Origin of the sequence: Pseudorhodoferax sp. Leaf274 (assembly GCF_001422445.1) — a bacterium.
In the GTDB taxonomy this organism is placed as follows: Bacteria; Pseudomonadota; Gammaproteobacteria; order Burkholderiales; family Burkholderiaceae_C; genus Pseudorhodoferax.
This window is the reverse complement of the sequence record NZ_LMNA01000011.1, coordinates 1-20,475: the sequence shown is the minus strand read 5'-3', so window position 1 is coordinate 20,475 and position 20,475 is coordinate 1. Positions and strand designations below refer to the sequence as shown.

At 67.8% G+C, this 20,475-nt stretch carries 24 protein-coding genes and 2 tRNA genes; 7 read left to right on the top strand and 19 right to left on the bottom strand.

Annotation, left to right across the window (positions count from 1 at the left end):
* Nucleotide 1: 1 nt before the first annotated feature.
* Both ASF44_RS13970 and ASF44_RS13965 read right to left on the bottom strand, forming a co-directional pair.
* A complete protein-coding gene (locus tag ASF44_RS13970) occupies nucleotides 2-865 on the bottom strand; it encodes an ABC transporter permease (protein WP_056899841.1) in 864 nt (287 codons plus the stop codon).
* A 94-nt stretch (nucleotides 866-959) separates the two neighbouring features.
* Nucleotides 960-1,919 carry an ABC transporter permease gene (locus ASF44_RS13965; protein WP_056899840.1) on the bottom strand — a complete coding sequence of 320 codons (960 nt, stop codon included), beginning with the start codon at nucleotides 1,917-1,919 and terminating at the stop codon, nucleotides 960-962.
* A 98-nt stretch (nucleotides 1,920-2,017) separates the two neighbouring features.
* Between ASF44_RS13965 and ASF44_RS13960 the strand changes: the two genes are divergently transcribed.
* Nucleotides 2,018-2,302, top strand: a complete 285-nt coding sequence (locus ASF44_RS13960; RefSeq protein ID WP_056899839.1) for a YfhL family 4Fe-4S dicluster ferredoxin — start codon at nucleotides 2,018-2,020, stop codon at nucleotides 2,300-2,302.
* Here the strand turns inward: ASF44_RS13960 and pth are convergent.
* The 8 genes from pth to ASF44_RS13920 all read right to left on the bottom strand — a co-directional run bounded on the left by pth (nucleotide 2,293) and on the right by ASF44_RS13920 (nucleotide 8,946).
* Nucleotides 2,293-2,910 carry an aminoacyl-tRNA hydrolase gene (gene pth / locus ASF44_RS13955; protein ID WP_056899838.1) on the bottom strand — a complete coding sequence of 206 codons (618 nt, stop codon included), beginning with the start codon at nucleotides 2,908-2,910 and terminating at the stop codon, nucleotides 2,293-2,295. The genes ASF44_RS13960 and pth overlap by 10 nt on opposite strands.
* An 8-nt stretch (nucleotides 2,911-2,918) precedes the next feature.
* A complete protein-coding gene (locus ASF44_RS13950; RefSeq protein ID WP_056899837.1) occupies nucleotides 2,919-3,887 on the bottom strand; it encodes a tripartite tricarboxylate transporter substrate binding protein in 969 nt (322 codons plus the stop codon).
* 82 nt (nucleotides 3,888-3,969) lie between these two features.
* Nucleotides 3,970-4,599 (bottom strand): 50S ribosomal protein L25/general stress protein Ctc, encoded by a 630-nt coding sequence (locus tag ASF44_RS13945; RefSeq protein WP_056899836.1) that lies wholly within the window; start codon nucleotides 4,597-4,599, stop codon nucleotides 3,970-3,972.
* A gap of 100 nt (nucleotides 4,600-4,699) precedes the next feature.
* Nucleotides 4,700-5,674 (bottom strand): ribose-phosphate pyrophosphokinase, encoded by a 975-nt coding sequence (locus ASF44_RS13940; RefSeq protein ID WP_056899862.1) that lies wholly within the window; start codon nucleotides 5,672-5,674, stop codon nucleotides 4,700-4,702.
* Between the two features lie 65 nt (nucleotides 5,675-5,739).
* A tRNA-Gln gene (locus ASF44_RS13935) sits at nucleotides 5,740-5,816 on the bottom strand.
* Between the two features lie 30 nt (nucleotides 5,817-5,846).
* On the bottom strand, nucleotides 5,847-6,689 hold the full coding sequence (gene ispE / locus ASF44_RS13930; RefSeq protein ID WP_056899835.1) for a 4-(cytidine 5'-diphospho)-2-C-methyl-D-erythritol kinase: 843 nt from the start codon (nucleotides 6,687-6,689) through the stop codon (nucleotides 5,847-5,849).
* Complete coding sequence (locus tag ASF44_RS13925; protein ID WP_235579221.1) at nucleotides 6,686-7,177, bottom strand: outer membrane lipoprotein LolB; 492 nt, start codon at nucleotides 7,175-7,177, stop codon at nucleotides 6,686-6,688. Before ASF44_RS13925 ends, ispE begins: the two co-directional genes overlap by 4 nt.
* Nucleotides 7,177-8,946: a lipopolysaccharide assembly protein LapB gene (locus ASF44_RS13920; RefSeq protein ID WP_056899833.1), complete on the bottom strand. Its 1,770-nt coding sequence runs from the start codon at nucleotides 8,944-8,946 to the stop codon at nucleotides 7,177-7,179. Before ASF44_RS13920 ends, ASF44_RS13925 begins: the two co-directional genes overlap by 1 nt.
* A 38-nt stretch (nucleotides 8,947-8,984) precedes the next feature.
* Here ASF44_RS13920 and mutM point away from each other — a divergent pair, with 38 nt between their 5' ends.
* On the top strand, nucleotides 8,985-9,800 hold the full coding sequence (gene mutM, locus ASF44_RS13915) for a bifunctional DNA-formamidopyrimidine glycosylase/DNA-(apurinic or apyrimidinic site) lyase (protein WP_056899832.1): 816 nt from the start codon (nucleotides 8,985-8,987) through the stop codon (nucleotides 9,798-9,800).
* A gap of 59 nt (nucleotides 9,801-9,859) precedes the next feature.
* Nucleotides 9,860-10,933: an A/G-specific adenine glycosylase gene (gene mutY / locus ASF44_RS13910; protein WP_056899831.1), complete on the top strand. Its 1,074-nt coding sequence runs from the start codon at nucleotides 9,860-9,862 to the stop codon at nucleotides 10,931-10,933.
* Here the strand turns inward: mutY and rapZ are convergent.
* Genes rapZ through ASF44_RS13895 form a run of 3 tightly spaced genes read right to left on the bottom strand, consistent with a single transcriptional unit; the run spans nucleotide 10,887 to nucleotide 14,358 of the window.
* Entirely contained in the window at nucleotides 10,887-11,819 is a 933-nt protein-coding gene (gene rapZ / locus ASF44_RS13905) for an RNase adapter RapZ (RefSeq protein WP_056899830.1), read from the bottom strand. The genes mutY and rapZ overlap by 47 nt on opposite strands.
* Nucleotides 11,816-13,450 (bottom strand): DNA repair protein RecN, encoded by a 1,635-nt coding sequence (gene recN, locus ASF44_RS13900; RefSeq protein ID WP_235579220.1) that lies wholly within the window; start codon nucleotides 13,448-13,450, stop codon nucleotides 11,816-11,818. The genes rapZ and recN overlap by 4 nt, the downstream gene beginning before the upstream one ends.
* Nucleotides 13,451-13,464: 14 nt before the next feature.
* Complete coding sequence (locus ASF44_RS13895; RefSeq protein ID WP_056899828.1) at nucleotides 13,465-14,358, bottom strand: NAD kinase; 894 nt, start codon at nucleotides 14,356-14,358, stop codon at nucleotides 13,465-13,467.
* Nucleotides 14,359-14,386: 28 nt separating this feature from the next.
* Between ASF44_RS13895 and hrcA the strand changes: the two genes are divergently transcribed.
* From hrcA to ASF44_RS13880, 3 genes are all read left to right on the top strand, one after another.
* Nucleotides 14,387-15,388: a heat-inducible transcriptional repressor HrcA gene (gene hrcA, locus ASF44_RS13890; protein WP_056899827.1), complete on the top strand. Its 1,002-nt coding sequence runs from the start codon at nucleotides 14,387-14,389 to the stop codon at nucleotides 15,386-15,388.
* Nucleotides 15,389-15,448: 60 nt separating this feature from the next.
* Nucleotides 15,449-15,526: transfer RNA gene (locus ASF44_RS13885), tRNA-Ile, on the top strand.
* A gap of 93 nt (nucleotides 15,527-15,619) precedes the next feature.
* Complete coding sequence (locus tag ASF44_RS13880; RefSeq protein WP_056899826.1) at nucleotides 15,620-15,940, top strand: hypothetical protein; 321 nt, start codon at nucleotides 15,620-15,622, stop codon at nucleotides 15,938-15,940.
* 21 nt (nucleotides 15,941-15,961) lie between these two features.
* Here ASF44_RS13880 and ASF44_RS13875 read toward each other — a convergent pair whose 3' ends face one another.
* From ASF44_RS13875 to ASF44_RS13855, 6 genes are all read right to left on the bottom strand, one after another.
* Complete coding sequence (locus ASF44_RS13875; protein ID WP_056899825.1) at nucleotides 15,962-16,552, bottom strand: hypothetical protein; 591 nt, start codon at nucleotides 16,550-16,552, stop codon at nucleotides 15,962-15,964.
* Nucleotides 16,552-16,812, bottom strand: a complete 261-nt coding sequence (locus ASF44_RS13870) for a hypothetical protein (RefSeq protein WP_056899824.1) — start codon at nucleotides 16,810-16,812, stop codon at nucleotides 16,552-16,554. The genes ASF44_RS13875 and ASF44_RS13870 overlap by 1 nt, the downstream gene beginning before the upstream one ends.
* Complete coding sequence (locus tag ASF44_RS13865; RefSeq protein ID WP_056899823.1) at nucleotides 16,809-17,066, bottom strand: hypothetical protein; 258 nt, start codon at nucleotides 17,064-17,066, stop codon at nucleotides 16,809-16,811. Before ASF44_RS13865 ends, ASF44_RS13870 begins: the two co-directional genes overlap by 4 nt.
* On the bottom strand, nucleotides 17,063-17,497 hold the full coding sequence (locus ASF44_RS13860) for a hypothetical protein (RefSeq protein ID WP_235579219.1): 435 nt from the start codon (nucleotides 17,495-17,497) through the stop codon (nucleotides 17,063-17,065). The genes ASF44_RS13865 and ASF44_RS13860 overlap by 4 nt, the downstream gene beginning before the upstream one ends.
* A 135-nt stretch (nucleotides 17,498-17,632) precedes the next feature.
* Entirely contained in the window at nucleotides 17,633-17,872 is a 240-nt protein-coding gene (locus tag ASF44_RS31785; RefSeq protein WP_156374499.1) for a hypothetical protein, read from the bottom strand.
* A gap of 1,077 nt (nucleotides 17,873-18,949) precedes the next feature.
* Nucleotides 18,950-19,468 (bottom strand): hypothetical protein, encoded by a 519-nt coding sequence (locus ASF44_RS13855; protein WP_056899821.1) that lies wholly within the window; start codon nucleotides 19,466-19,468, stop codon nucleotides 18,950-18,952.
* 256 nt (nucleotides 19,469-19,724) lie between these two features.
* Here ASF44_RS13855 and ASF44_RS31780 point away from each other — a divergent pair, with 256 nt between their 5' ends.
* Entirely contained in the window at nucleotides 19,725-20,474 is a 750-nt protein-coding gene (locus tag ASF44_RS31780; protein ID WP_156374498.1) for a hypothetical protein, read from the top strand.
* Nucleotide 20,475: the final 1 nt, after the last annotated feature.

The window sequence follows — 20,475 nt, the reverse complement described above, 5'->3', positions numbered from 1 at the left end:
TTCACCGGGCGCGTGCGAGTCGCGGGTCGAGCAGGTCGCGCAGACCATCGCCCAGCATGTTGAGCCCCAGCACGGCCAGCGCGATGGCCAGGCCCGGGAACACGGCCAGCAGCGGCTGCTGGAACATGAGCGTCTGCGCCTCGCTGAGCATGCGGCCCCAGGAGGGCTGCGGCGGCTGCGTGCCCAGGCCCAGGTAGGACAGCGCGGCCTCGGCCAGGATCGCGATGGCGAAGCGGATGGTGCTTTGCACGATCAGTGCGGCCGAGATGTTGGGCAGCACGTGCTGGATGGTGATGGCCCAGGCGCCCTTGCCGCAGGCGCGCGCGGCCGTCACGTACTCGCGTGCCCAGACCGCCTTGGCCGAGCCGCGCGCGATGCGCGCGAACATCGGGATGTTGTAGATGCCGATGGCGACGATGGCGTTGACGATGCCGGGCCCGAACACCGCCGTCAGCATGATGGCCGACAGGATGGCCGGGAAGGCCAGCGAGAAGTCGGCCAGCCGCATGATGGCCTCCTCGACCCAGCCGCGCCGCGCCGCGGCCAGCAGGCCCAGCGCCGTGCCGGCGACGAGGCCGATGCCGACCGCGATCACGCCCACGAGGATAGACGCGCGGGCACCCACCAGCAGCAGCGAGGCCACGTCGCGGCCGAAGGCATCGGTGCCCAGCCAGTGGCTGGCCGAGGGCCCCTGGAGCTTGTTGGCCATGTCCATCTCCAGCGGCGCCCAGGGCGTCCACAGGTAGGAGAGCAGGGCGGCGGCGAGCAGCAGCGCGGTGAGCACGGCGCCGAGCACGAAGCTGCGGTGGCGCAGCGCGCGCGACCAGAAGCCGGGGACTTGCGCAACAGGGAGGACGGCGCTCATGTCGGCCGCCGCCGGGCCGCCCCAAGGCGGGCCGAGCCGCCCCCCTGGGGGGTGGAGTTACACGGAGCGAAGCGAAGTGAAAAGCCGGGGGGCTTCATATGTCGGAGGCCTTCAGGCGCGGGTCGATCACGGCATAAAGCAGATCGACCACGAAGTTCACGATGACCACCATGGCCGCCAGCAGCATCACGCAGTTGCGCACCACGATCAGGTCGCGGTTGGCGATGGACTGGAAGATCAGCCTGCCCAGGCCCGGCAGGTAGAACACGTTCTCGACCACGATGGTGCCGGCCATGAGTTCGGCGAACTGCATGCCCATGACGGTGATGACGGGGATCAGCGCATTGCGCAGCACATGGCCCCACAGCACGGCGCGCTGCTTGAGGCCCTTGGCGCGCGCGGTCCGCACGAAGTCCTCGCGCATGACCTCGAGCACGGCCGAGCGCGTGATGCGCGCGAGGATGGCCGCCTGCACCACGGCCAGCGACAGGGCGGGCAGCACCAGGGCCTTGAGGCCTTGCCACAGGCCTTCCAGGCCTTCGCCCCAGCCGTCGAAGCCGCCGGCCGAGAACCACTGCAGCTTCACCGAGAACAGCAGGATGAGGAGGATGGCGAACCAGAAATTCGGGATCGCGATGCCGACCTGGGTGAGCCCCATGAGGCCGACGTCGCCCATCTGGTTGTGCCGGGAAGCGGCCGTCACGCCCACGATCAGCGCCAGCACCGTGGTCAGCAGCATGGCGATGATGGCCAGCGGCATGGTCAGCGCCAGGCGTTCGAGGATCAGGTCCAGCACGGGCGAGCCGTAGGCATGGCTGTCGCCGAGGTTGCCGGTGACCAGGCCGCCGATCCAGTGCCAGTAGCGCGTCCAGGCCGGCAGGTCCAGGCCCAGCTTGGTGGCGAGTTCGGCCACGGCTTCGGGCGATGCGTCGGGGCCGAGCAGGATCTGCGCGGCATTGCCGGGCAGGATGTCCAGCACGAGGAAGACGATGACGGAGGCCCCGACCAGCGTGGCGATCAGCGTGGCGAAGCGCTTGGCCAGGAACAGGCTCATGCGGCGCCGAGCAGGGGGAGCGGCCTTGGGCCTGTTGTGGGTCGGGTCATCGTGGGCCGCCATGATAGCCATCGCGGCGCGGGCGGGATAATCACGCCATGGCCCTGACCATCACCGATGAGTGCATCAACTGCGACGTGTGCGAGCCCGAGTGCCCGAACGACGCCATTTCCATGGGCGAGGCGTTCTACGAGATCGCGCCCGAGCGCTGCACCGAGTGCGTGGGCCACTTCGACGAACCGCAGTGCGTGCAGATCTGCCCGGTGGCCTGCATCCCGCTGCACCCGGACTTCGTGGAGAGCAAGGAAAGCCTGTGGGCCAAGTACCGCAGGCTGCAGGCCGAGGCTGGCAAGCCGGCCACCGGCAGCGCGTCTCAGGCCTGAGGCACGGACGGCGGCGGCGGCTTGGGCCGTGGCGGCTTGCTGGTGTGGATCTGCATCATGGCCTGGGTGAAGTCGCCCGCCACCAGCAGCGGCAGCGCACGCACCGAGCGCTGGATGCACTCGTCGATGGCGTCGCGGTGCTCTGCCATCGGCTTCTTGAGCACCCAGCCCAGCACCTGGTCCTTGGCGCCCGGATGGCCGATGCCCAGGCGCAGCCGCCAGTAGTCGGGCGAGCCCAATTGCGCGTGGATGTCGCGCAGGCCGTTGTGGCCGGCGTGGCTGCCGCCCTGCTTGAGCTTGACCTGGCCCGGCACGATATCGAGTTCGTCGTGCGCGACCAGCACCTCTTCGGGCGCGATCTTGAAGAAGCGCGCGAGCGCCGCGACCGACTTGCCCGAGAGGTTCATGAAGGTCTGCGGCTCCAGCAGCCACAGCGTCTGGCCCTGGAACTGCGCGCGCGCCGCGAGCCCGAAGTAACTCTTCTCGGGCACCAGCGTGACCTTGAGTTCGCGCGCCAGCGCGTCGACGAACCAGAAGCCGGCGTTGTGCCGGGTCTGGTCGTATTCAGAGCCCGGGTTGCCCAGGCCGACGAAAAGCTTGATCCCCATGGCCGCGATTATTCCGCCGAGATCCTGGCGCTGCGGATGATGCGGCCGTTGGCCTCGTGCTCGGCGGCGATCGCACGTGCGAAGTCGGCCGCCGTGCCGCCGGTGGGCAGGTTGTCCGTGGCCTGCAGCTTGGTGCGCAGGTCGGGCGTGGCCAGGGCCTTGTTGATCTCCGCGTTGTAGCGCGCGAGCAGCGCGGCCGGCAGCCCGGCGGGCGCGAAGATGCCGAATTGGGAGGACAGGTTCGCGGCCGGCACGCCGAGTTCGGCCAGCGTGGGCACCTGCGGCAGGCTGTCCAGCCGCGCTGGCGAGCCCACGGCCAGCGGGCGCAGCTTGCCGGCGCGGATGTGGTTGGCCAGTGCCGGGCCGGCGTTGGTGGACAGGATCTCGAACTGGCCGCCCAACGCGTCGTTGAGCTGCTGGCCGCCGCCCTTGTAGGGGATGTGCGTGATGTCCACGCCGGTGGCCGCGCGCAGTTGCGCCAGCATGATGTGGCCCAGCGAGGCCTGGCCCGAGGTGGCCCAGCGCACGGCGCCGGGCTGGCTGCGCGCCTGTGCGAGCAATGCCGTGAAATCGGCCGCGGCGCAGGCCGGCGTGGCCGCCAGCACCACGGGCGAGACCATCACGCTGGCCACGGGCGCGATGTCCTTGAGCGGATCGAACGGCGACTTGCCCAGGTGCGGGTTCAGCACCAGCGGGCTGACGGCCGCGAAGCCCAGCGTCGCGCCATCGGGCGCGGCCTTGGCCACCATGTCCATGCCGATGGAGCCGCTGGCGCCGGCCCTGTTCTCGATGATGACGCTGGTGCCCAGCTGCAGCGCCAGCTTGTCGGCCAGCGCACGCGCGACCACGTCGGACACGCCGCCGGCCGGGTAGGCGACGACGATGCGCACGGTGGACGGGATGGACTGGGCCATGCCTGCCAGCGGCAAGGCTGCCAGGGCGCCCAGCACGCTGCGGCGGGACACGGGATGGTTCATGGGGGCGGCGTCGGGTGGATGCAGGAGTGTGCAGAAACGAAAACGGCCCGCCGAGGCGGGCCGTCGTGGCGAGGCGCAGAGCTTACTTCTTGCCCTTGCCCTTGGCGGGAGCGGCCGGGGCAGCAGCAGCCACCGGTGCCACTTCTTCTTCTGCCACGGGTGCCGTGGCCGAAGCCAGCACCGGGGTCTTGCGGCCATGGCTGACCCACTTGACGCCCTTGGGCAGCTTGATGTCGTTCAGCGTGACGGTGCCGTTGTTCTTCAGGCCCGACAGGTCGACTTCGATGAACTCGGGCAGATCGGCCGGCAGGCAGTTCACTTCCAGTTCGGTCGTCACGTGGTTGACCAGGTTCTGGTCGATCTTGACGGCATCGGACTCCTCCTCGCCCTTGAAGTGCACGGGCACCTTCAGGTTCATGCGGGTACGCGCGTCCACGCGCTGGAAGTCGATGTGCAGCACCAGCTGGCGGAACGGGTGCATCTGCACGTCGCGCAGCAGGACCTTGCTGACCTGGCCGGCCACTTCCATCTCCAGCACGGAGGAATGGAAGGCTTCCTTCTTGATGGCGTGCCACAGTGCGTTGTGGTCCAGCTCGATCAGCTGGGGCTCGCCGGAGCCTCCATAGACGATGCCGGGGGTCCGGCCGGTGATGCGGAGACGGCGGCTCGCACCCGTGCCCTGCTTGGCGCGCTCGAAAGCGACAAATTTCATGGTGAACTCCTGTGGGAACGGGCCGCGACCAGCCTGCGCTCCTGTTGAAAAAACGCCGCCTCGCGCAAGGCGAGTGCGGCGTCCGCTTGATGTTCCCGGTTCAGAACAGGTTGTCCTGGTCCGAGAACAGACTCATGACCGACTCGCCCTTGGCAATGCGCTGGATCGTCTCAGCGATCAGCGGTGCCACGGTGAGTTGGCGGATCTTCTTGCAGCCCGCAGCGGATTCGCTGAGCGGGATGGTGTTGGTGACGACGACTTCGTCCAGGGCCGAGCCCTGCGTGATGCGTTCGATGGCCGGGCCCGAGAAGATCGGGTGCGTGCAGTAGGCATAGACCTTCTTGGCGCCGCGCTCCTTGAGCACCTCGGCCGCCTTCACGAGCGTGCCGGCGGTGTCGATCATGTCGTCCATGATCACGCAGTTGCGGCCGTCGATCTCGCCGATCACGTGCATGACTTCGCTGACATTGGCCTTGGGGCGGCGCTTGTCGATGATGGCCATGTCGCAGTTCAGCTGCTTGGCCAGCGCACGGGCGCGCACCACGCCGCCGACGTCGGGCGAGACCACGATCAGGTCTTCGTAGTTCTTCTGGCGCAGGTCGCCCAGCAGCACGGGCGAGGCGTAGATGTTGTCGACCGGGATGTCGAAGAAGCCCTGGATCTGGTCGGCATGCAGGTCCATGGTCAGCACGCGGTCGACGCCGGCGGACTGCAGCATGTTGGCCACGACCTTGGCCGTGATCGGCACGCGGGCCGAGCGCGGGCGGCGGTCCTGGCGGGCGTAGCCGAAGTAGGGGATGACGGCACTGATGCGCTCGGCCGAGGCGCGCTTGAGCGCGTCGACCATGATCAGCAGCTCCATCAGGGTGTCGTTGGTCGGCGCGCAGGTGCTCTGCACCACGAACACGTCGCGGGCGCGCACGTTCTGGTTGATCTCGACCGTGACCTCGCCGTCGGAGAAACGCCCCACGCTGGCCGCGCCGAGCGTGATGCCGAGGTGGTGCGCGATCTCCGCGGCCATACCGGGATTGGCGTTGCCGGTGAAGATCATGAAATCGGGATGGAGGGCCTGCATCATGTGCCTCGGCAGAAAATTCGCCAGAAAAAACAGCGGGCCTGTATCAGGCCCGGCTTGTCAGGTGGCAGGGGAAGAAGGATTCGAACCTTCGCATGCTGGAATCAAAATCCAGTGCCTTAACCAACTTGGCGACTCCCCTACACAGGTGTCCGGCAAAGCCGTCCACCGTTCAATCGTCTCCGGAAGCCCACCCCGCCAAAGGATGGACCTCCATGTTGCTGCAGATCCGTGCTTGCCAACCCTGCGGAACGACCGGTAGGTCATCCCGTTGCCAGGGTGCAAACACCGCACTTCCAGAGCCCGTCATTCTGCCATTTGTGCCGTGTGCCGAGAGCCATGAAAGGGCGTCTGCGACATCGGTGCTCAGGCTTTGAGCGACGTCCTGCAAGTCGTTTCTACCGAAGTAGAAGGGGTGTGCAGCAAAGCCTGTGAGTATAGCACTATCTGAATCGCGCTTCAAAAGCGGCGACCCAAAAATTTTCGCGGTCTCCAGTCCCTGGGGCGGCTTGACCACCAGGAAGCGGGCCGGCGGAATGTCCACGGGCTGCAAGGATTCGCCGATGCCTTCGACCCAGGCATTGCGGCCGAACAGGAAGAACGGCACGTCCGCACCCAGCGTGAGGCCGATGGTGGACAGCGTGCGCAGGCTGAGGTTCAGGCCCCACAGGCGGTTGAGCGCCAGCAGGCAGCTGGCGGCATCCGAAGAGCCGCCGCCCATGCCGGCCTGTGCGGGTACGCGCTTGAGCACGCCGATGTGCGCGCCCAGCGACGTGCCGCTGGCCTCTTGCAGCGCGCGCGCGGCACGCAGCGTGAGGTCGTCCGCCGGCAGTGCGGGGCCGAGGTCCTCGCGGCTCAGCTGGCCGTCGGTGCGCAACTCGAAGTGCAGCGTGTCGTGCCAGTCGATCAGCATGAACACCGATTGCAGCAGGTGGTAGCCGTCCGCGCGCCGGCCCGTGATGTGCAGGAACAGGTTGAGTTTGGCCGGCGCCGCGACCTCGTACAGCGCCTTCACGGCTGCTGCAGCACGATGCGCAGTTCGGCCGTGGGCAGCGGCTGGCTGCGCCGCGCGATGAGGCGGCCATCGGCGATGCGCGACAGGTCGGCCTGCCATCCGGGAACCTCCGCAGCCCGACCGTCGAGCCAGGCGAACAGCGCGGGCAGCGGCAAGGCCGTGCCGGTGGCTTCCTGCGTCAGGGCCTCGATCGATGCGTACTGGCGGCGTCGGCCGTCCGCCTGGAGTTCGGCCATGCCGGGCGCCCAGCGCAGCTGCGCGAGCGTGGCGCCGAGCGGGGAGTACAGCGACAGTTCGCCGGCCTGCGGCGCGCCGCGCAACTCGAAGCCGGCCGAGAAGGACTGGGGCCGGTCGCCATCGACCTGCAAGGCCAGCCGGCCGTTCCAGTAGGGCTGGCCGGCCGTGTCGGGCGCGCGCGGCGGCAGGGCGCAGGCCGCCAGGCTGAGCACGGCCGCCAGCAGCAGCGCGCGCCGAGCGTGCTGGCGCATCATTGCAGGCCGGGCACGCGCAGGCGCTTGAGCGTGCTGCGCAGGGTCTCGTTGTCGGCGTTCAGGCTCAGGCCCTCGCGCCAGATCGCCACCGCGCGTTCGCGCTGGCCGCCAGCCCACAACACCTCGCCCAGGTGGGCGGCGATCTCGGCATCGGGCTTGGATTGGAAAGCCTGCAGCAGGATCTTCTCGGCCTCGGCGCGGTTGCCCAGGCGAAACTCCACCCAGCCCAGGCTGTCGGCGATGAAGGGGTCGTTGGGCACGATCTCCAGTGCCTTCTGGATCAGGCGCCTGGCTTCGTCCAGCCGCACGTTGCGATCGGCCAGCGAGTAGCCGAGCGCGTTGTAGGCGTGGTGGTAGTCCGGACGCAGCTCGATCAGCCGGCGCAGCAGGCGCTCCATCTCGTCCAGGCGCGAGAGCTTCTCGGCCATCATGGCCTGCTCATACAGCAGGTCGACGTCGTTCGGCTCGCGCTCCAGCGCCTGTTGCAGGCGGTCGTAGGCTTCCTGGTAGCGCTTGGCGTCGCGCAGCAGCTGCACTTCGGCATTGAGCTTGGCGCGCGCTTCTGTCTCGTTGCGTTCCGGCAGCCCGCGGATCAAGGCGCGGGCCTCGTCCAGCTTGCCCTGGCGCGCGAGCAGCGAGGCACGGCGGCTCTGCGCCGCCAGCATTTCCTCGGCGTTGTCGATGCGGCCGAGCCAGCCTTCCGCGGCGGCGAAGTCCTTGCGCTTCTCGGCGGTCTGCGCCAAGGCCAGGTAGGCCTGGTTCATGGCACGCTTGCGCTGCTCGCTGTCGGGCAGCGGCTGGGCCAGTTCGAGAAAGCGCTTGAGCGATGTCTCGGCCTGTTCGGGGCGGCTGTCCTGCGCCTGCACCGAGCCGAGCACGAGCCAGCCGTCCGGAAAGTCCGGATGGCGCGTCGTCAGCTGCTCGAGCTGCACCAGCGCTTCGGCGTAGCGCATCTCGTCGAGCAGCCCGCGCGCATAGGCCAGCTGCATCTCGGGCGAGGGGCTGGCCTGCAGCTGCCGCTTGATGATGTCTTCGGCCTGCGGCTGGTTGCGGCCGAACATTTCCAGCGCCAGGATGGCCGGCGCCTGCGCGCCGGGCTCGATCTCCTGCCCGCGGCGGGCCGCGTCCAAGGCGCCGGCCGTGTCGCCTGCCAACAGGCGCATGCGACCGAGGCTGGTCCAGGCCGATGCGCCGGTGGTCTGGTCCTGCAGATAGCCTTGCAGCGACTGCTCGACAGCCTGCAGCGCCAGCTTCTTGTCGGGCACGCGGCCGAACACGCGCGGCACCGCCAGAATGGCGGCATTGCGCTCCATCGGCGGGCTGCTGGAGATCTCGGTGCGCAGTGGCTCGACGGCTTCCAGGACCCGGTTTGCCGCGACCATGATCTGCAGCAGGAAGCGGTTGGCTTCGCGCGATTGCGGCAGCGTGTCGCGCCAGGCACGCGCGGCGCGCAGGGCCGCATCGGGCGAGCGCGACTGCAGGGCCAGTTCGACCGCGCGCTGGAACAGCTGCGGGTCCTTGGCCTTGATGGCGGCGTCGAGGATGAGCGCGTAGCCGGTCGCACGTTCGCCGCCGGAGACATTCATCTCGCCCAGCAGCAGTTCGTAGAACAGTTCAGCGGTCAACGCCGAAGGCACCGGCGGATCGGCCGGTGCGGGCGTTGATTCGGTGGAGGGGGCGGGGGCTTGCGCATGCGCCGGCAGCAAGCCCAGCAGCAATGTCAGCGAGACAAGACCACGGGCGGCCGGTCGCAGGAGACGCTTCATCGACCCATCATAATCCAGCCCGCCAAGCCCTATGGACCATGCCGGAACTGCCAGAAGTTGAAGTCACGCGCCGCAGTTTTGCCGAGCGCATCGCCGGCGCGACCGTGACCGGCGTGCGCCTGGGCAAGCCGTTGCGCTGGGCGCTGGGCTGCGCGCCCGAGGCCCTGGTCGGCCGGCGCGTCGAGGCCGTGCGCCGGCGCGGCAAATACCTGTTGCTCGACCTGGACCGCGGCCTGCTGCTGCTGCACCTGGGCATGTCGGGCAGCCTGCGCTTCGACCTGCAGATGCAGCCGGCCGGGCCGCACGACCACTTCGACCTGCAGACCTCGCTGGGTCTGCTGCGCCTGCACGATCCGCGGCGCTTCGGCGCCGTCGTGCATGCCGAGAGCCAGGATGCGCCCGAGGCCGTGAAGTTGCTGGGCCGCCTGGGCGTGGAGCCGCTGGACGAGGCCTTCGACGCCGCGGCCTTCCATGCCGGGCTGCAGCTGCGCGCGGCGCCCATCAAGCAGGTGCTGCTGGCGGGCGAACTCGTGGTCGGGGTGGGCAACATCTATGCGTCGGAGGCGCTGTTCCTGGCGGGCATCCGGCCCACGACACGGGCGCGGCGGCTGGGGCCGTTGCGCGCACGCAAGCTGCATGCGGCCGTGCGCGAGGTGCTGGCGCGCGCGGTGCAGCGCGGCGGCAGCAGCCTGCGCGACTTCTCCAACGCCTATGGCGAACAGGGGCACTTCCAGTTGGAAACCATGGTCTACGACCGCGAAGGCCTGCCTTGCCGCGTCTGCGGCACGCCGATCTGCGCGCTGCGCCAGGGCCAGCGCTCCACCTTCTTCTGCCCGCAGTGCCAAAAGGCATGAGCGCCGCGCCGGGCCGCGCCGAGCAAGCTCGCTCCGCAGGCGAAGCCGAAGGTACGCCAATGGGCGCGGCCGATCCCCGCGCGCCCGTTTGGGCCGCGCAGCAGGTGGTGCAGTGGCAGGCCACCCACGGCCGCCATGCGCTGCCCTGGCAGAACACGCGCGATCCCTACCGGGTCTGGTTGTCCGAGATCATGCTGCAGCAGACCCAGGTCGCCGCCGTGATCGGCTACTACGCCCGCTTCCTGGAGCGGTTCCCCGACGTGCAGGCCCTGGCCGATGCCAGCGAGGACGACGTCTTTGCGCACTGGGCCGGCCTGGGCTACTACAGCCGCGCGCGCAACCTGCATGCCTGCGCGCGCCAGGTGGTGGCGCTGCACGGCGGGCAGTTCCCGCGCACGGCCGAGGCCCTGCAGACGCTGCCAGGCATCGGCCGTTCCACGGCCTCGGCGGTCGCGTCCTTCTGCTTCGCCGAGCGCGTGGCCATCCTGGACGGCAACGTCAAGCGCGTGCTGACGCGCCTGCTGGGCTTTGGCGAGGACCTCGCCGAGGGCCGCAACGAGCGCGCGCTGTGGGCGCTGGCGACCGAACTGCTGCCGCAGGACGACCTGGACAACGCCATGCCGCGCTACACCCAGGGCCTCATGGACCTGGGCGCGACGGTCTGCACCGCGCGCAGCCCCGCCTGCCTGCTGTGCCCGCTGCAGGCGCGCTGCGTGGCCCGGCAGCAGGGCCGCATGCAGGACTATCCGGTCAAGACGCGCAAGCTCAAGCGCAGCCGTGCCAGCTGGTGGCTGCTGTGGGCCGAGGATGCCGCGGGCCGCATCTTCATCGCGCGCCGCCCGGCCACGGGCATCTGGTCGGGCCTGCACTGCCTGCCCGTGTTCGAGGACGAGGATGCCCTGCTGGCCGCCTTGCCGATGGGCGCGCGCGCGCTGGCGCGGCCGCTGCCGCCCTTCACGCATGTGCTGACGCACAAGGATCTGCTGCTGCACCCCGTCCATGTGCAACTGGCGCAAGGGGATCTGCCGCGCGAAGGCCAGTGGCTGCTGCCCGAGGAGCTGGCCGGCATCGGGCTGCCGGCCCCGGTCAAAAAACTGTTGAACCCCACTTCGGGTTGGGTGCCGGCCCCATGACGCTGCTGGCGTGCGCGTCCATCTCGCGGTGGCGCTTGAGCGTCACCCAGTTCCGGCTGAAGGCCTTGGCCAGCTGCTCCACCAGGTAGACCGAGCGGTGCTGGCCGCCGGTGCAGCCAATGCCCACGGTCACGTAGCTGCGGTGGTCGCGCGCAAGCGGCTCCAGCCAGTGCGCGAGGAAGCGTTCGATGTGCGCGAACATCTGGCCGACCTCGGCGCTTTGGCGCAGGAACTCGGCCACCGGCGGGTCCATGCCCGTCAAGGGCCGCAGGTCCGGGTCGTAGTGCGGGTTGGGCAGCATGCGCACGTCGAACACGTAGTCCGCATCGAGCGGAATGCCGCGCTTGAAGGCGAAGGACTCGAACACCAGGGTCAGCTGGCTGTTGGGCGCTGCGATCAGCGACTTGACATAGCCCTGCAGCTGCGACGCCCGGATGATGCTGGTGTCGATCACATGGGCCTGCTCGCGCAGGTCGGCGAGCAGCTCGCGCTCCAGCTCGATCGCCTCGAACAGCGCATGCTGCTGGTCCAGCAGGTCGCGCCGCGAGAGCGGGTGGCGGCGGCGCGTCTCGGAATAGCGCCGCACCAGCGTGTCCGTCCCCGCGTCCAGGAACAGCGACTTGACCGTCACGCCCTGGCTGCGCAGCGCCGCCAGCTGCGCGGGCACCAGCGGCAGCGAGGTGGCACTGCGCACGTCCATCGCGATGGCCACGCGGCGGCTGCCGTGCTTTTGCTCCAGCTCTGCCAGGTTCAGCAGCAGTTCGGGCGGAAGGTTGTCGACGCAGTAATAGCCCGCGTCTTCCAGCGCATGCAAGGCCACCGACTTGCCCGATCCGGACATGCCGGTGATGAGCACGATGTCCAGGTTCGTCGCTCCGTCGGTCATTGCCCGACCCCCAGCATCTCGCGTGCGTGCGCCAGCGTGGTGCCGGACAGCCGCTCGCCGCCCAGCATGCGAGCGACCTCGGCCACGCGTTGCTCGGCCTGCACCTCGCCGACATGGCTGACCGTGGCCGCGCCCTCGCGCTGCTTGGCCACCACCAGGTGGTGGTCGGCGCAGGCCGCCACCTGCGGCAGGTGCGTCACCGCCAGCACCTGGCGGTCGGTGCCCAGCTGCTTCATGAGCCGGCCCACGGTTTCGGCCACCGCGCCGCCGACGCCCGAATCGACCTCGTCGAAGATCAGCGTGGGCGCACCGCCCAGCGCGCTCGTGGTCACGGCGATGGCCAGCGCGATGCGCGAGAGTTCGCCGCCCGACGCGACCTTGCCCACCGGGCGCGGCGTGCTGCCCGCGTGGCCCGCCACCAGGAACTGCACCTCGTCCAGGCCGAAGGCGGCCGGTTCGGCCAGCGGCTCCAGCGCCACGGCGAAGCGGCCGCCCTGCATGCCCAGGCTCTGCATGGCGGCCGTGATGGCCTTGGCCAGCTTGGGCGCGGCCTGCGCGCGCGCCTTGGCGATGTGCTTGGCCTGCGCCTCGAAGGCCGCGAAGGCCGTGCGTTCGCCACGCTCCAGCGCAGCCAGGTCGGCCGCGGCGTCGAGCCTGGCGAGCTCTTCCTTCCAGCCTGCCCACAGCGCCGGCAACTCGGCCGGCTGGCGCTTGTAGCGGCGCGCCAGGCCCATCCACAGAGCCAGGCGCTCGTCCAGCAGCGCGAGGCGCTCGGGGTCCAGCTCGGTGCGGCGCTGGCTGGCGTGCAGCGAATGCAGCGCGTCTTCGGCCTGGGCCAGGCTTGCGGCCAGCACCTCGGCCATCTCGGCGTATTCCGGGGCGACGTGCTGCTGCTCGGCCAGCGCGGCATGGGCCCGCGTGAGGCCGCGCAGCGCGCCCTGGTCGTCGTCGTCGAGCGCCGCGATGGCGGCCTGGAGCGCGTCGATCAGCGCCTGGGCATGCGACAGGCGGCCGTGGTCGGCGTTGAGCTCTTCCCATTCGTCCTCGCCGGGAGCCAGCTTGTCGACCTCTGCGATCTGCCAGGCCAGCCGCTCGCGTTCGCGCTGCAGCGAGTCCTGTGCGGTGCGCGCCTCGGCCAGCGCACGGGCTGCGGTGCGCCAGCCGCTCCACAGGCGGTCCAGCGGGGCCAGGTCCAGCCCGGCATAGCCGTCCAGCAGGCCTCGCACGCTGGCGGGGCGCGTCAGGCTCTGCCAGGCATGCTGGCCATGGATGTCCAGCAGCAGTTCGCCCAATTCGCGCAGTTGGGTGGCCGTGGCGGCGCTGCCATTGATCCAGGCGCGGCTTTTGCCTTGCATGTCCACGCTGCGTCGCAGCAGCAGCGCGTCCGGCGCATCGAAGCCGGCCTGCTGTAGCCAAGCCAGCACGGCCGGCGTGGCGTCGAACTCGGCGCTCACCTCGCTGCGCGTGGCGCCTTCGCGCACCACGCCTGCATCGGCCCGGCTGCCCAGCGCCAGCTGCAGTGCGTCGATCAGGATGGACTTGCCCGCGCCGGTCTCGCCGGTCAGCACCGTGAAGCCGCCGGAGAGGTCGAGTTCGAGTTCGCGCACGATCACGAAATCGCGCAGTTGCATGCGCCTGAGCATCTTCAGCCGCCTCCGTTCCAGTGCAGTTTGGCCCGCAGTGTGTCGAAATAGTGCCAGCCCTTGGGGTGCAGGAAGCGCACGCAGTGCTGCGAACGCCGCACCGTGATGCGGTCGCCCTGCTGCAGCGAGGCCAGCGATTGCATGTCGAAATTGGCGCTGGCGTCTCGTTCGGACACCAACTCGATCGCCACCTCGGCCGGGTCGGCCAGCACCAGCGGCCGGTTCGACAGCGAATGCGGCGCGATCGGCACCAGCACCCAGCCCGGGATCGACGGATGCATGAGCGGCCCGCCGGCCGACAGCGCATAGGCGGTCGACCCCGTGGGTGTGGCGACGATCATCCCGTCGCAGCGCTGGTTGGACACGAAATGCCCGTCGATCTCGATGCGCAGCTCCACCATGCCCGAGGTCGGGCCGCGGTTGATCACCACGTCGTTCATCGCGCGGGCGTCGAACACGCACTGGCCCCCGCGCATCACGCGCGCATGCATGAGGCTGCGGTGGTCTTCCTCGTACGCGCCGGCCAGCATCGGCGCCAGCGTGGTCTGGTAGCCCTCCAGCGGGATGTCGGTGATGAAACCCAGGCGGCCCTGGTTGATGCCGATCAGCGGCACGCCATACGGCGCGAGCTGGCGCCCGATGCCCAGCATGGTGCCGTCGCCGCCGACCACCAGGGCCAAATCGCACTGCTCGCCGATGGCCTCGATGTCCTGGGCCTCGAACTCGTGCAGGCCGGCATTGGCCTGGGTCTGCCGGTCCAGCACCAGATCGCAGCCCTGGCTGACCAGGAACTGGGCGATCTCGCGCATGGCCGGGGCCGGGGTGGAAGACGAACCGCCGAAGGCCGAGGGCTGGTACTTGCCGAACAGCGCGACCCGGCGGAACGTGGATTTCATCGGCAAATTACATCACTAAAATGCGCCGATGCTGGATGACAGAGCCAAGTTGTTGATGAAAGCGCTGGTCGAGCGCTACATCGCCGATGGCCAGCCCGTGGGCTCGCGGACATTGTCCAAGGCCTCGGGCCTGGACCTGTCGCCCGCCACCATCCGCAACGTGATGTCCGACCTCGAGGAACTGGGGCTGATCGCCAGTCCCCACACCTCGGCCGGGCGCATTCCCACGGCGCGCGGCTACCGGCTGTTCGTCGACACCATGCTGACGGCCCAGCGCGACCAGCTGCACACGCCGCGCCTGGCGGCAGAGCAGCCGCAGAAGGTCATCGCCAATGCGGCCAACCTGCTGTCCAGCCTGTCGCAGTTCGTCGGCGTGGTGCTGGCGCCGCGGCGGGCCTCGGTGTTCCACCACATCGAGTTCCTGCGCCTGTCCGAACGGCGCGTGCTGGTCATCATCGTCTCGCCCGATGGCGACGTGCAGAACCGCGTGCTGTTCACCGAGGCCGACTACACCCAGTCGCAGCTGGTCGAGGCCGCCAACTACCTCAACGCCAACTACGTCGGCATGGCGTTCGAGCAGGTGCGCGACAAACTGGCCGGCGAGGTCGAGACGCTGCGCGGCGAGATCGCCACGCTGATGCAGGCCGCCGTGAGCGTGAGCACCGAGACCTCGGGCTCGCAGGACGAGGTCGTGATCTCGGGCGAACGCAACCTGCTGGCCGTCAGCGACTTCTCCAGTGACATGCGGCACCTGCGCCGCGCCTTCGACCTGTTCGAGCAGAAGACGCAGCTGCTGCGCCTGCTCGACGTGTCCAGCCGTGCCGAGGGCGTGCGCATCTACATCGGCGGCGAGAGCCAGGTCGTGCCGTTCGAGGAACTCTCGGTGGTCAGCGCGCCGTACGAGGTCGATGGCCAGATCGTCGGCACGCTGGGCGTGATCGGCCCCACGCGCATGCCCTACGACCGCATGATCCAGATCGTGGACATCACCTCCAAGCTGGTCAGCAACGCGCTGAGCCGGCCACGCTAGGTTCACAGCAGGCCCCCTACAATCGCCGCCGCCCGCCACCGGTTCTGCCCGGTGCGGCGCGGGGCCCTAGCTCATGTTGGTTAGAGCAGCGGACTCATAATCCGTTGGTGCCGAGTTCGACTCTCGGGGGCCCTACCAATATCCATGCGGGTTTCCAGCTTCGAAATGCATAGCAAGCCGCCTTTCCAAGGCCCGTATGTAGCCACGATGTAGCCACATTGCGAACGCAACATGAGCACTGGATCGACCGACTTCCTGAAGCACGAAGTGGAGAGGCATTCGTCGCTTGCTATGCAGGTGAACAAGGGCCGCCGCCACCGCATCGTGCGGCACGATCTGAGGCCTGGCAGTTTGTGGGTTACGCCGCAGCAAGACGCCTTCCACGTGGCCCTTTCGGGTGCTGCGGTGAAGGGCTTGTTCGGGCCTCTCATGGCCGAGATCGCGGGGCGGGCTAAGGACGGCGAAGACCAAGATCGGATCTATTGGAAGATCACCGACACGCTGATCATCACGCGCGCAGTCGAGGCGTTCAGCAAGGTGCTCGCGTCCTAGCCTTTGACGCCGCCTTGCTGCTCATGCCACCCTTGAACGATGCAGAAGATGGTTATCTAGATGGTGCCCGTCTCCCGGGACAGGCAGAGGGCCAAAAAGACCCCGGATAGGTCCGCCTCGCGGGACAGTAGCCGATGCCCCTGTCCCGTCTCCCGGACCTATATCGCGCGCTCCTGTCCCGCCAGACGGGCTAAGGGGTGCGTTTTCGCTGGCACGGTAGGCGCCGCGCTTGAAGTTGGCCACCGCGCCCACGTCGTAGCCAGGGTGTCGGTCGAGCGCGCGCCAGGTCAGCGCGTACCACGCGGCCTTGTTGGGCCGCTGGCCCATGACGGTCTCGAACAGCAGGCCGGCGGCGATCAGCTCGCGCTTGGCCCGCTGCAGCACGTCGTGCGAGTACCAGCCGCGGCCGGCCATGTAGGCGCGCGAGCAGAGCAGCTGCCCATTGTTGTCGCGGACGAACTGCCGGGCCACCTCGAGCAGCAGCGCCTTGGCGGGGTGCGACAGCCCCAGGTAGGCCGGCGAGTCCAGCACGGCCCAGGGCAGGGCCACGAATCCGCCGGCGTCTCTGCTGCTGTCGTGGCCGCGCCTCTTCGGGTTGCGGCCGTTGCTCATCAAGTCGCCTCTGGCGGCCGGCAGCGCTCGATCTGACCGGCCTTCCCCATCTCGTGGCGGCGGACCTCCCTGCGCTGGCGCTCTTGGACAGCCCAGGTGCGCAGCCAAGCGTCGACGCATGCCCGGTCGTCGGCCGGCAACTGGCGGAACCAGGCCTGCCGGCGTGCGTGGCGCGGCGCATAGTGGTGCTCTTGGCCCTGCGCCGCCACGATGAAGCCTCGCCCTTGGACGCGCAGGATGACTCCCTGCAGCCCGCTCATGCTGCACCTCGCTTCGCTTCTACAGCAGCAGCCGCGGCCAGCAGTTCGGCCGCCACGGCCCGGGCGTCTGCAGCGCTCAACCGGATGGCGCAGCTGATACCGCTGATCAGCGCGGTCATGTCGATCTCGCCCAGTCGGGCCGATGCGTGGATGGCCAGCAAGCACCCACTGGCTGGTAAGGTGCCGTCGGACGAGTGAACGTAGCCCTGCCAGCCCGTGGGCCGGAACTGGATGGCGTTGTCGGCGGTACTCATGCTGCCCTCCGCAGGGCCTGTGCCAGTTCGGCGATGCGCCGGGCGGGCTTGTAGACCTCGATCACGTAGCCGACCACCCGCAGGCCCACCGCCGCGGGCGACTGGATGAGCTTGTGGTCCCCTTCGCCAGTCTGGTCGATGTACAGGCCGGACAGGTCATGATGGAAGCGCCGCGCGCCGCGCCATGCCACTTGCCCGTCCCTCACGAGCTCCACTAGGTAGAGCCCATCGGGGCCGATCTGCCGCCGGTCGAAGTTGACCTCGAGCAGGTCGGATGCGTCGATGGCTGGAGGGTAGAAGCAGCCGATGTGGGCCGGCACGATGTGTGTGCCGTGCAGGGCCTGTGGCTGATTGCTGGTGGTGCTGAGCGCGTTTCCTGCGCCTTGCGGATGCGTGGGTGCCCCTCCCGGGGCGACAATGCGGGTAGCCATGATGTGCGTTTCCTTCACCGGTTGCACGTTGTGGTTAGACGGCTGCGGAGTTCGTACCTCCGTGGCCGTCGCCTTTTTTGCCTCTGAAATCAACGGGCTCACTTTTGAGCCCGGTGCCGCCCAGAGGCGCGGCGGTTATTCCTTCGGTGTCGGCACCTTGGCCTTGTCGATCTTGTCGCGCACCCAGGGCGCACCGCCAAGCTGATGCAGCTTCGCCTTCTGCTCCTCGGACAGCTTGATTGACACGGACTGCGTAGCCGGTGCGCCTGCAACTCTTGGCTTCCTGCCGGCCCCTGGCCTTGCGCCGCCCATTGGTTTCTGTGTGCTCATGAAGGAATGGTACTCTAAATCAATAGATTTGGTGATCTTTTTCAATTGAACGTGTCTGGCTGCCTTGCTTTTTCACCATTGACCTGGGCATGCACTGCCAGACCTTACGCAAGGCCCGGGCCCAAGGCGGCCACCTGAAATCGCTGCATCCCTGGTGGAGTTGCTTGTAGGACAAGCCCATGGCCAGGTTCAGCGGTCCTTGCGGCTGCAGGGCCGGCTGAATACTGGCGATGCGGTCTTCCTCGTGCCTTGATCGCCTTTGTCACCTGGCGCACGGTCGAGGGTCCTTCTTGCCAAGTCCAGTTTTCCGGGAGTGGGTTGCCGCCGAGCGCGCGGCGGAACAAGCACAGGCGGCACTTGCCGATGCGGTGCGCCAGCAGCGGCCTCCGACCGCCGCCGAACTTGAGAACGTGGCCAAGCTGCGGTGCCAGGCCTTCGACCTGTTCGTTGCGATGGTCACGGACATGAGCCACCCTGGCACGGCAGCGTCGGACGGTTAGCCAACCACGGCTCAAAAGTGAGCCGTCATTGACCGGCTGAAATTTCAGCCGGTGAGGCGTTGTCCAAGGTGGCCACCTGTAGCAGCTTTTCGCTGAGCGCGAATCTGCGCTCTGCTTGCAAATCAAGGGGTTGCGCTACCCAATGAGGTGGCCTGCTGCTGGGCCAACCTGGGCCGGCCCACTGCCGGTATCATCCGACGCACTTCCCCCTCTTGGGAGGCGAAAGGAGCTTCATGTTGAAGCGTTTCTCCGCTTCCCTTCCCTGGGCGCTGGCGCTATCCGGCGAGAGATGAGCTGATCGGGAAGCACAACTAGGGCAAACGCGAGCGAGAGCAACTGGCGCACCTGGAACGAGGTGACCGCGGACTCTGCCTGAAAGCGATAGCGCGCTGGATGGCCTGTCCTCACGGACGGCAAGCGGAAGGTGCAGGTTCATCAGCCGTGTGGCGATCGGGCCCAGGAGGGGAGAGATCTCCGAACGGATAACCCACAAGCGCGGTTCCTAAGGGAGCACCTTCGCCCTGGCCCGCAAGGGCAGCGCGCGGTTTCGCATCTGTTTGCAGATCAAGGGCTCGCGAGCGCTGCTACCCAGGCTCGACCGCTTGCAGCACTGCAAGACACGTCAGTCGCTCAGCCGCATTCGTCTGGAGCTTCGCGCTTTCAACTTACTGAACAGCTCTTCTCGACGGGCAAGGGCCCTTTGCAGGCACTGCTGGCAGGTTTGCGAACGCTGGAAGAGCTCACCATCGGTCATGTCCTTGTGGTGCACAGAGATGAGTTCCAGGGCAACACGGAAGGCCCTGATGTTGGAGTACACGTAGACCACTGGCTCCACGATGTCAGGCCCCAAAAGACCAATCTTGGACACTACCTCATCGAAGTAAAGATCCTTTGCTCGCTCGCCAAAACGCATGGAGAAGCGCTCGCGTGCGCCGGCGCTCACGGCATCGTCCAGGCCCCGCAACATGGCTTGTACTAAGGGCCACGCCTGCTCATAGGAGCTCAGTTCGCCCAGGATGCCGGCGGCAACAGATGACCCCTCTTTGAAACGCCGGTACTTCTCTCCAAGCACCTGGGTGAGGATGACGCCGAAAACCGCAGCCGAAGCCGCGATGAATGCAGAAATGATCCCGTCCGACATGAGCCCTCCAGATTGAGGCCGCGAGGATAGCCGGCTACCGCGTCGCCCAGACCGAGAGATCTTGCGCGCGGCAGTGCAGCGGCGATGCAGCTGCGCGACCGGTAATGGGAGGAGTGGAGGGCGGCGCGCGGGCGGCCGATGCCGGCGCAGGGCTCGGGGGTTCGCCGGGATCGGCCGGCGCGGACCTACCGCGGCGCCCAGATCGAGAGGTCTTGCGCGGGCGGTGCATGCGCACGTTCAAACGCACAATGTTCCTATGACAACAGCTAACCAGGGCCGATGCTATGCATGCGATCAGGCGGCAACTTCGCGCGAGCATGTTCCGCCAAGGGGCCTGTTTCCCACTATCGAAGAAGCTAGGGGTGAGAATCTTAGGAAAGAGTTAATTACCGTCCCCTCCTGCGACTTGCACAACAGCGAGAAAAGCGGCGACGACGAGTACTTGCGCCTTGTGCTCGTCCAAACATTTACTTCAGGACGACATGCTAAGAATGTGGCCGCAGGGCGAGTGGCGAGGGCTATTCTTCGCAGGCCCGCGCTTCAGCGTGAATTGGACGGTCGCTCAAGGCCGATGATGTTTTTCTCGCGCTACAACGGCTTCCCAACGCGCGTCTTGAGCTTGGTGGAGGACGACAAAGCGCGGTCTCACAAATCTTTCGAGCTAATCGGAAGAGGCCTCTACCACCACCACACCGGCGTGACTTTCGCGCGGGATGTTGGGGTCATTGTCGAGTTCATGAGGCTGAGTGAAGATGAACCGTGGGCCCACGGTCAAGGGCAGAAGGCGGCCGAAGGAAATCTAAAGCTTGAAGAGCTGGTGCGCCGTACCGACGAACACTACCAGGGGCTTCCTTACCATGGCGCCAATCCTCAAGTGTTCAGCTACCAAATCTCACGTGACGCCGCTGTGAGGTTGCCCCTGAAAACCGGAGTGCGTAGCCCGATCTTCAAGCGGCAGATTTGCGCTGCGCCGCCAACCAGCGTTGTTCGAACTGCATCGGGCTGAG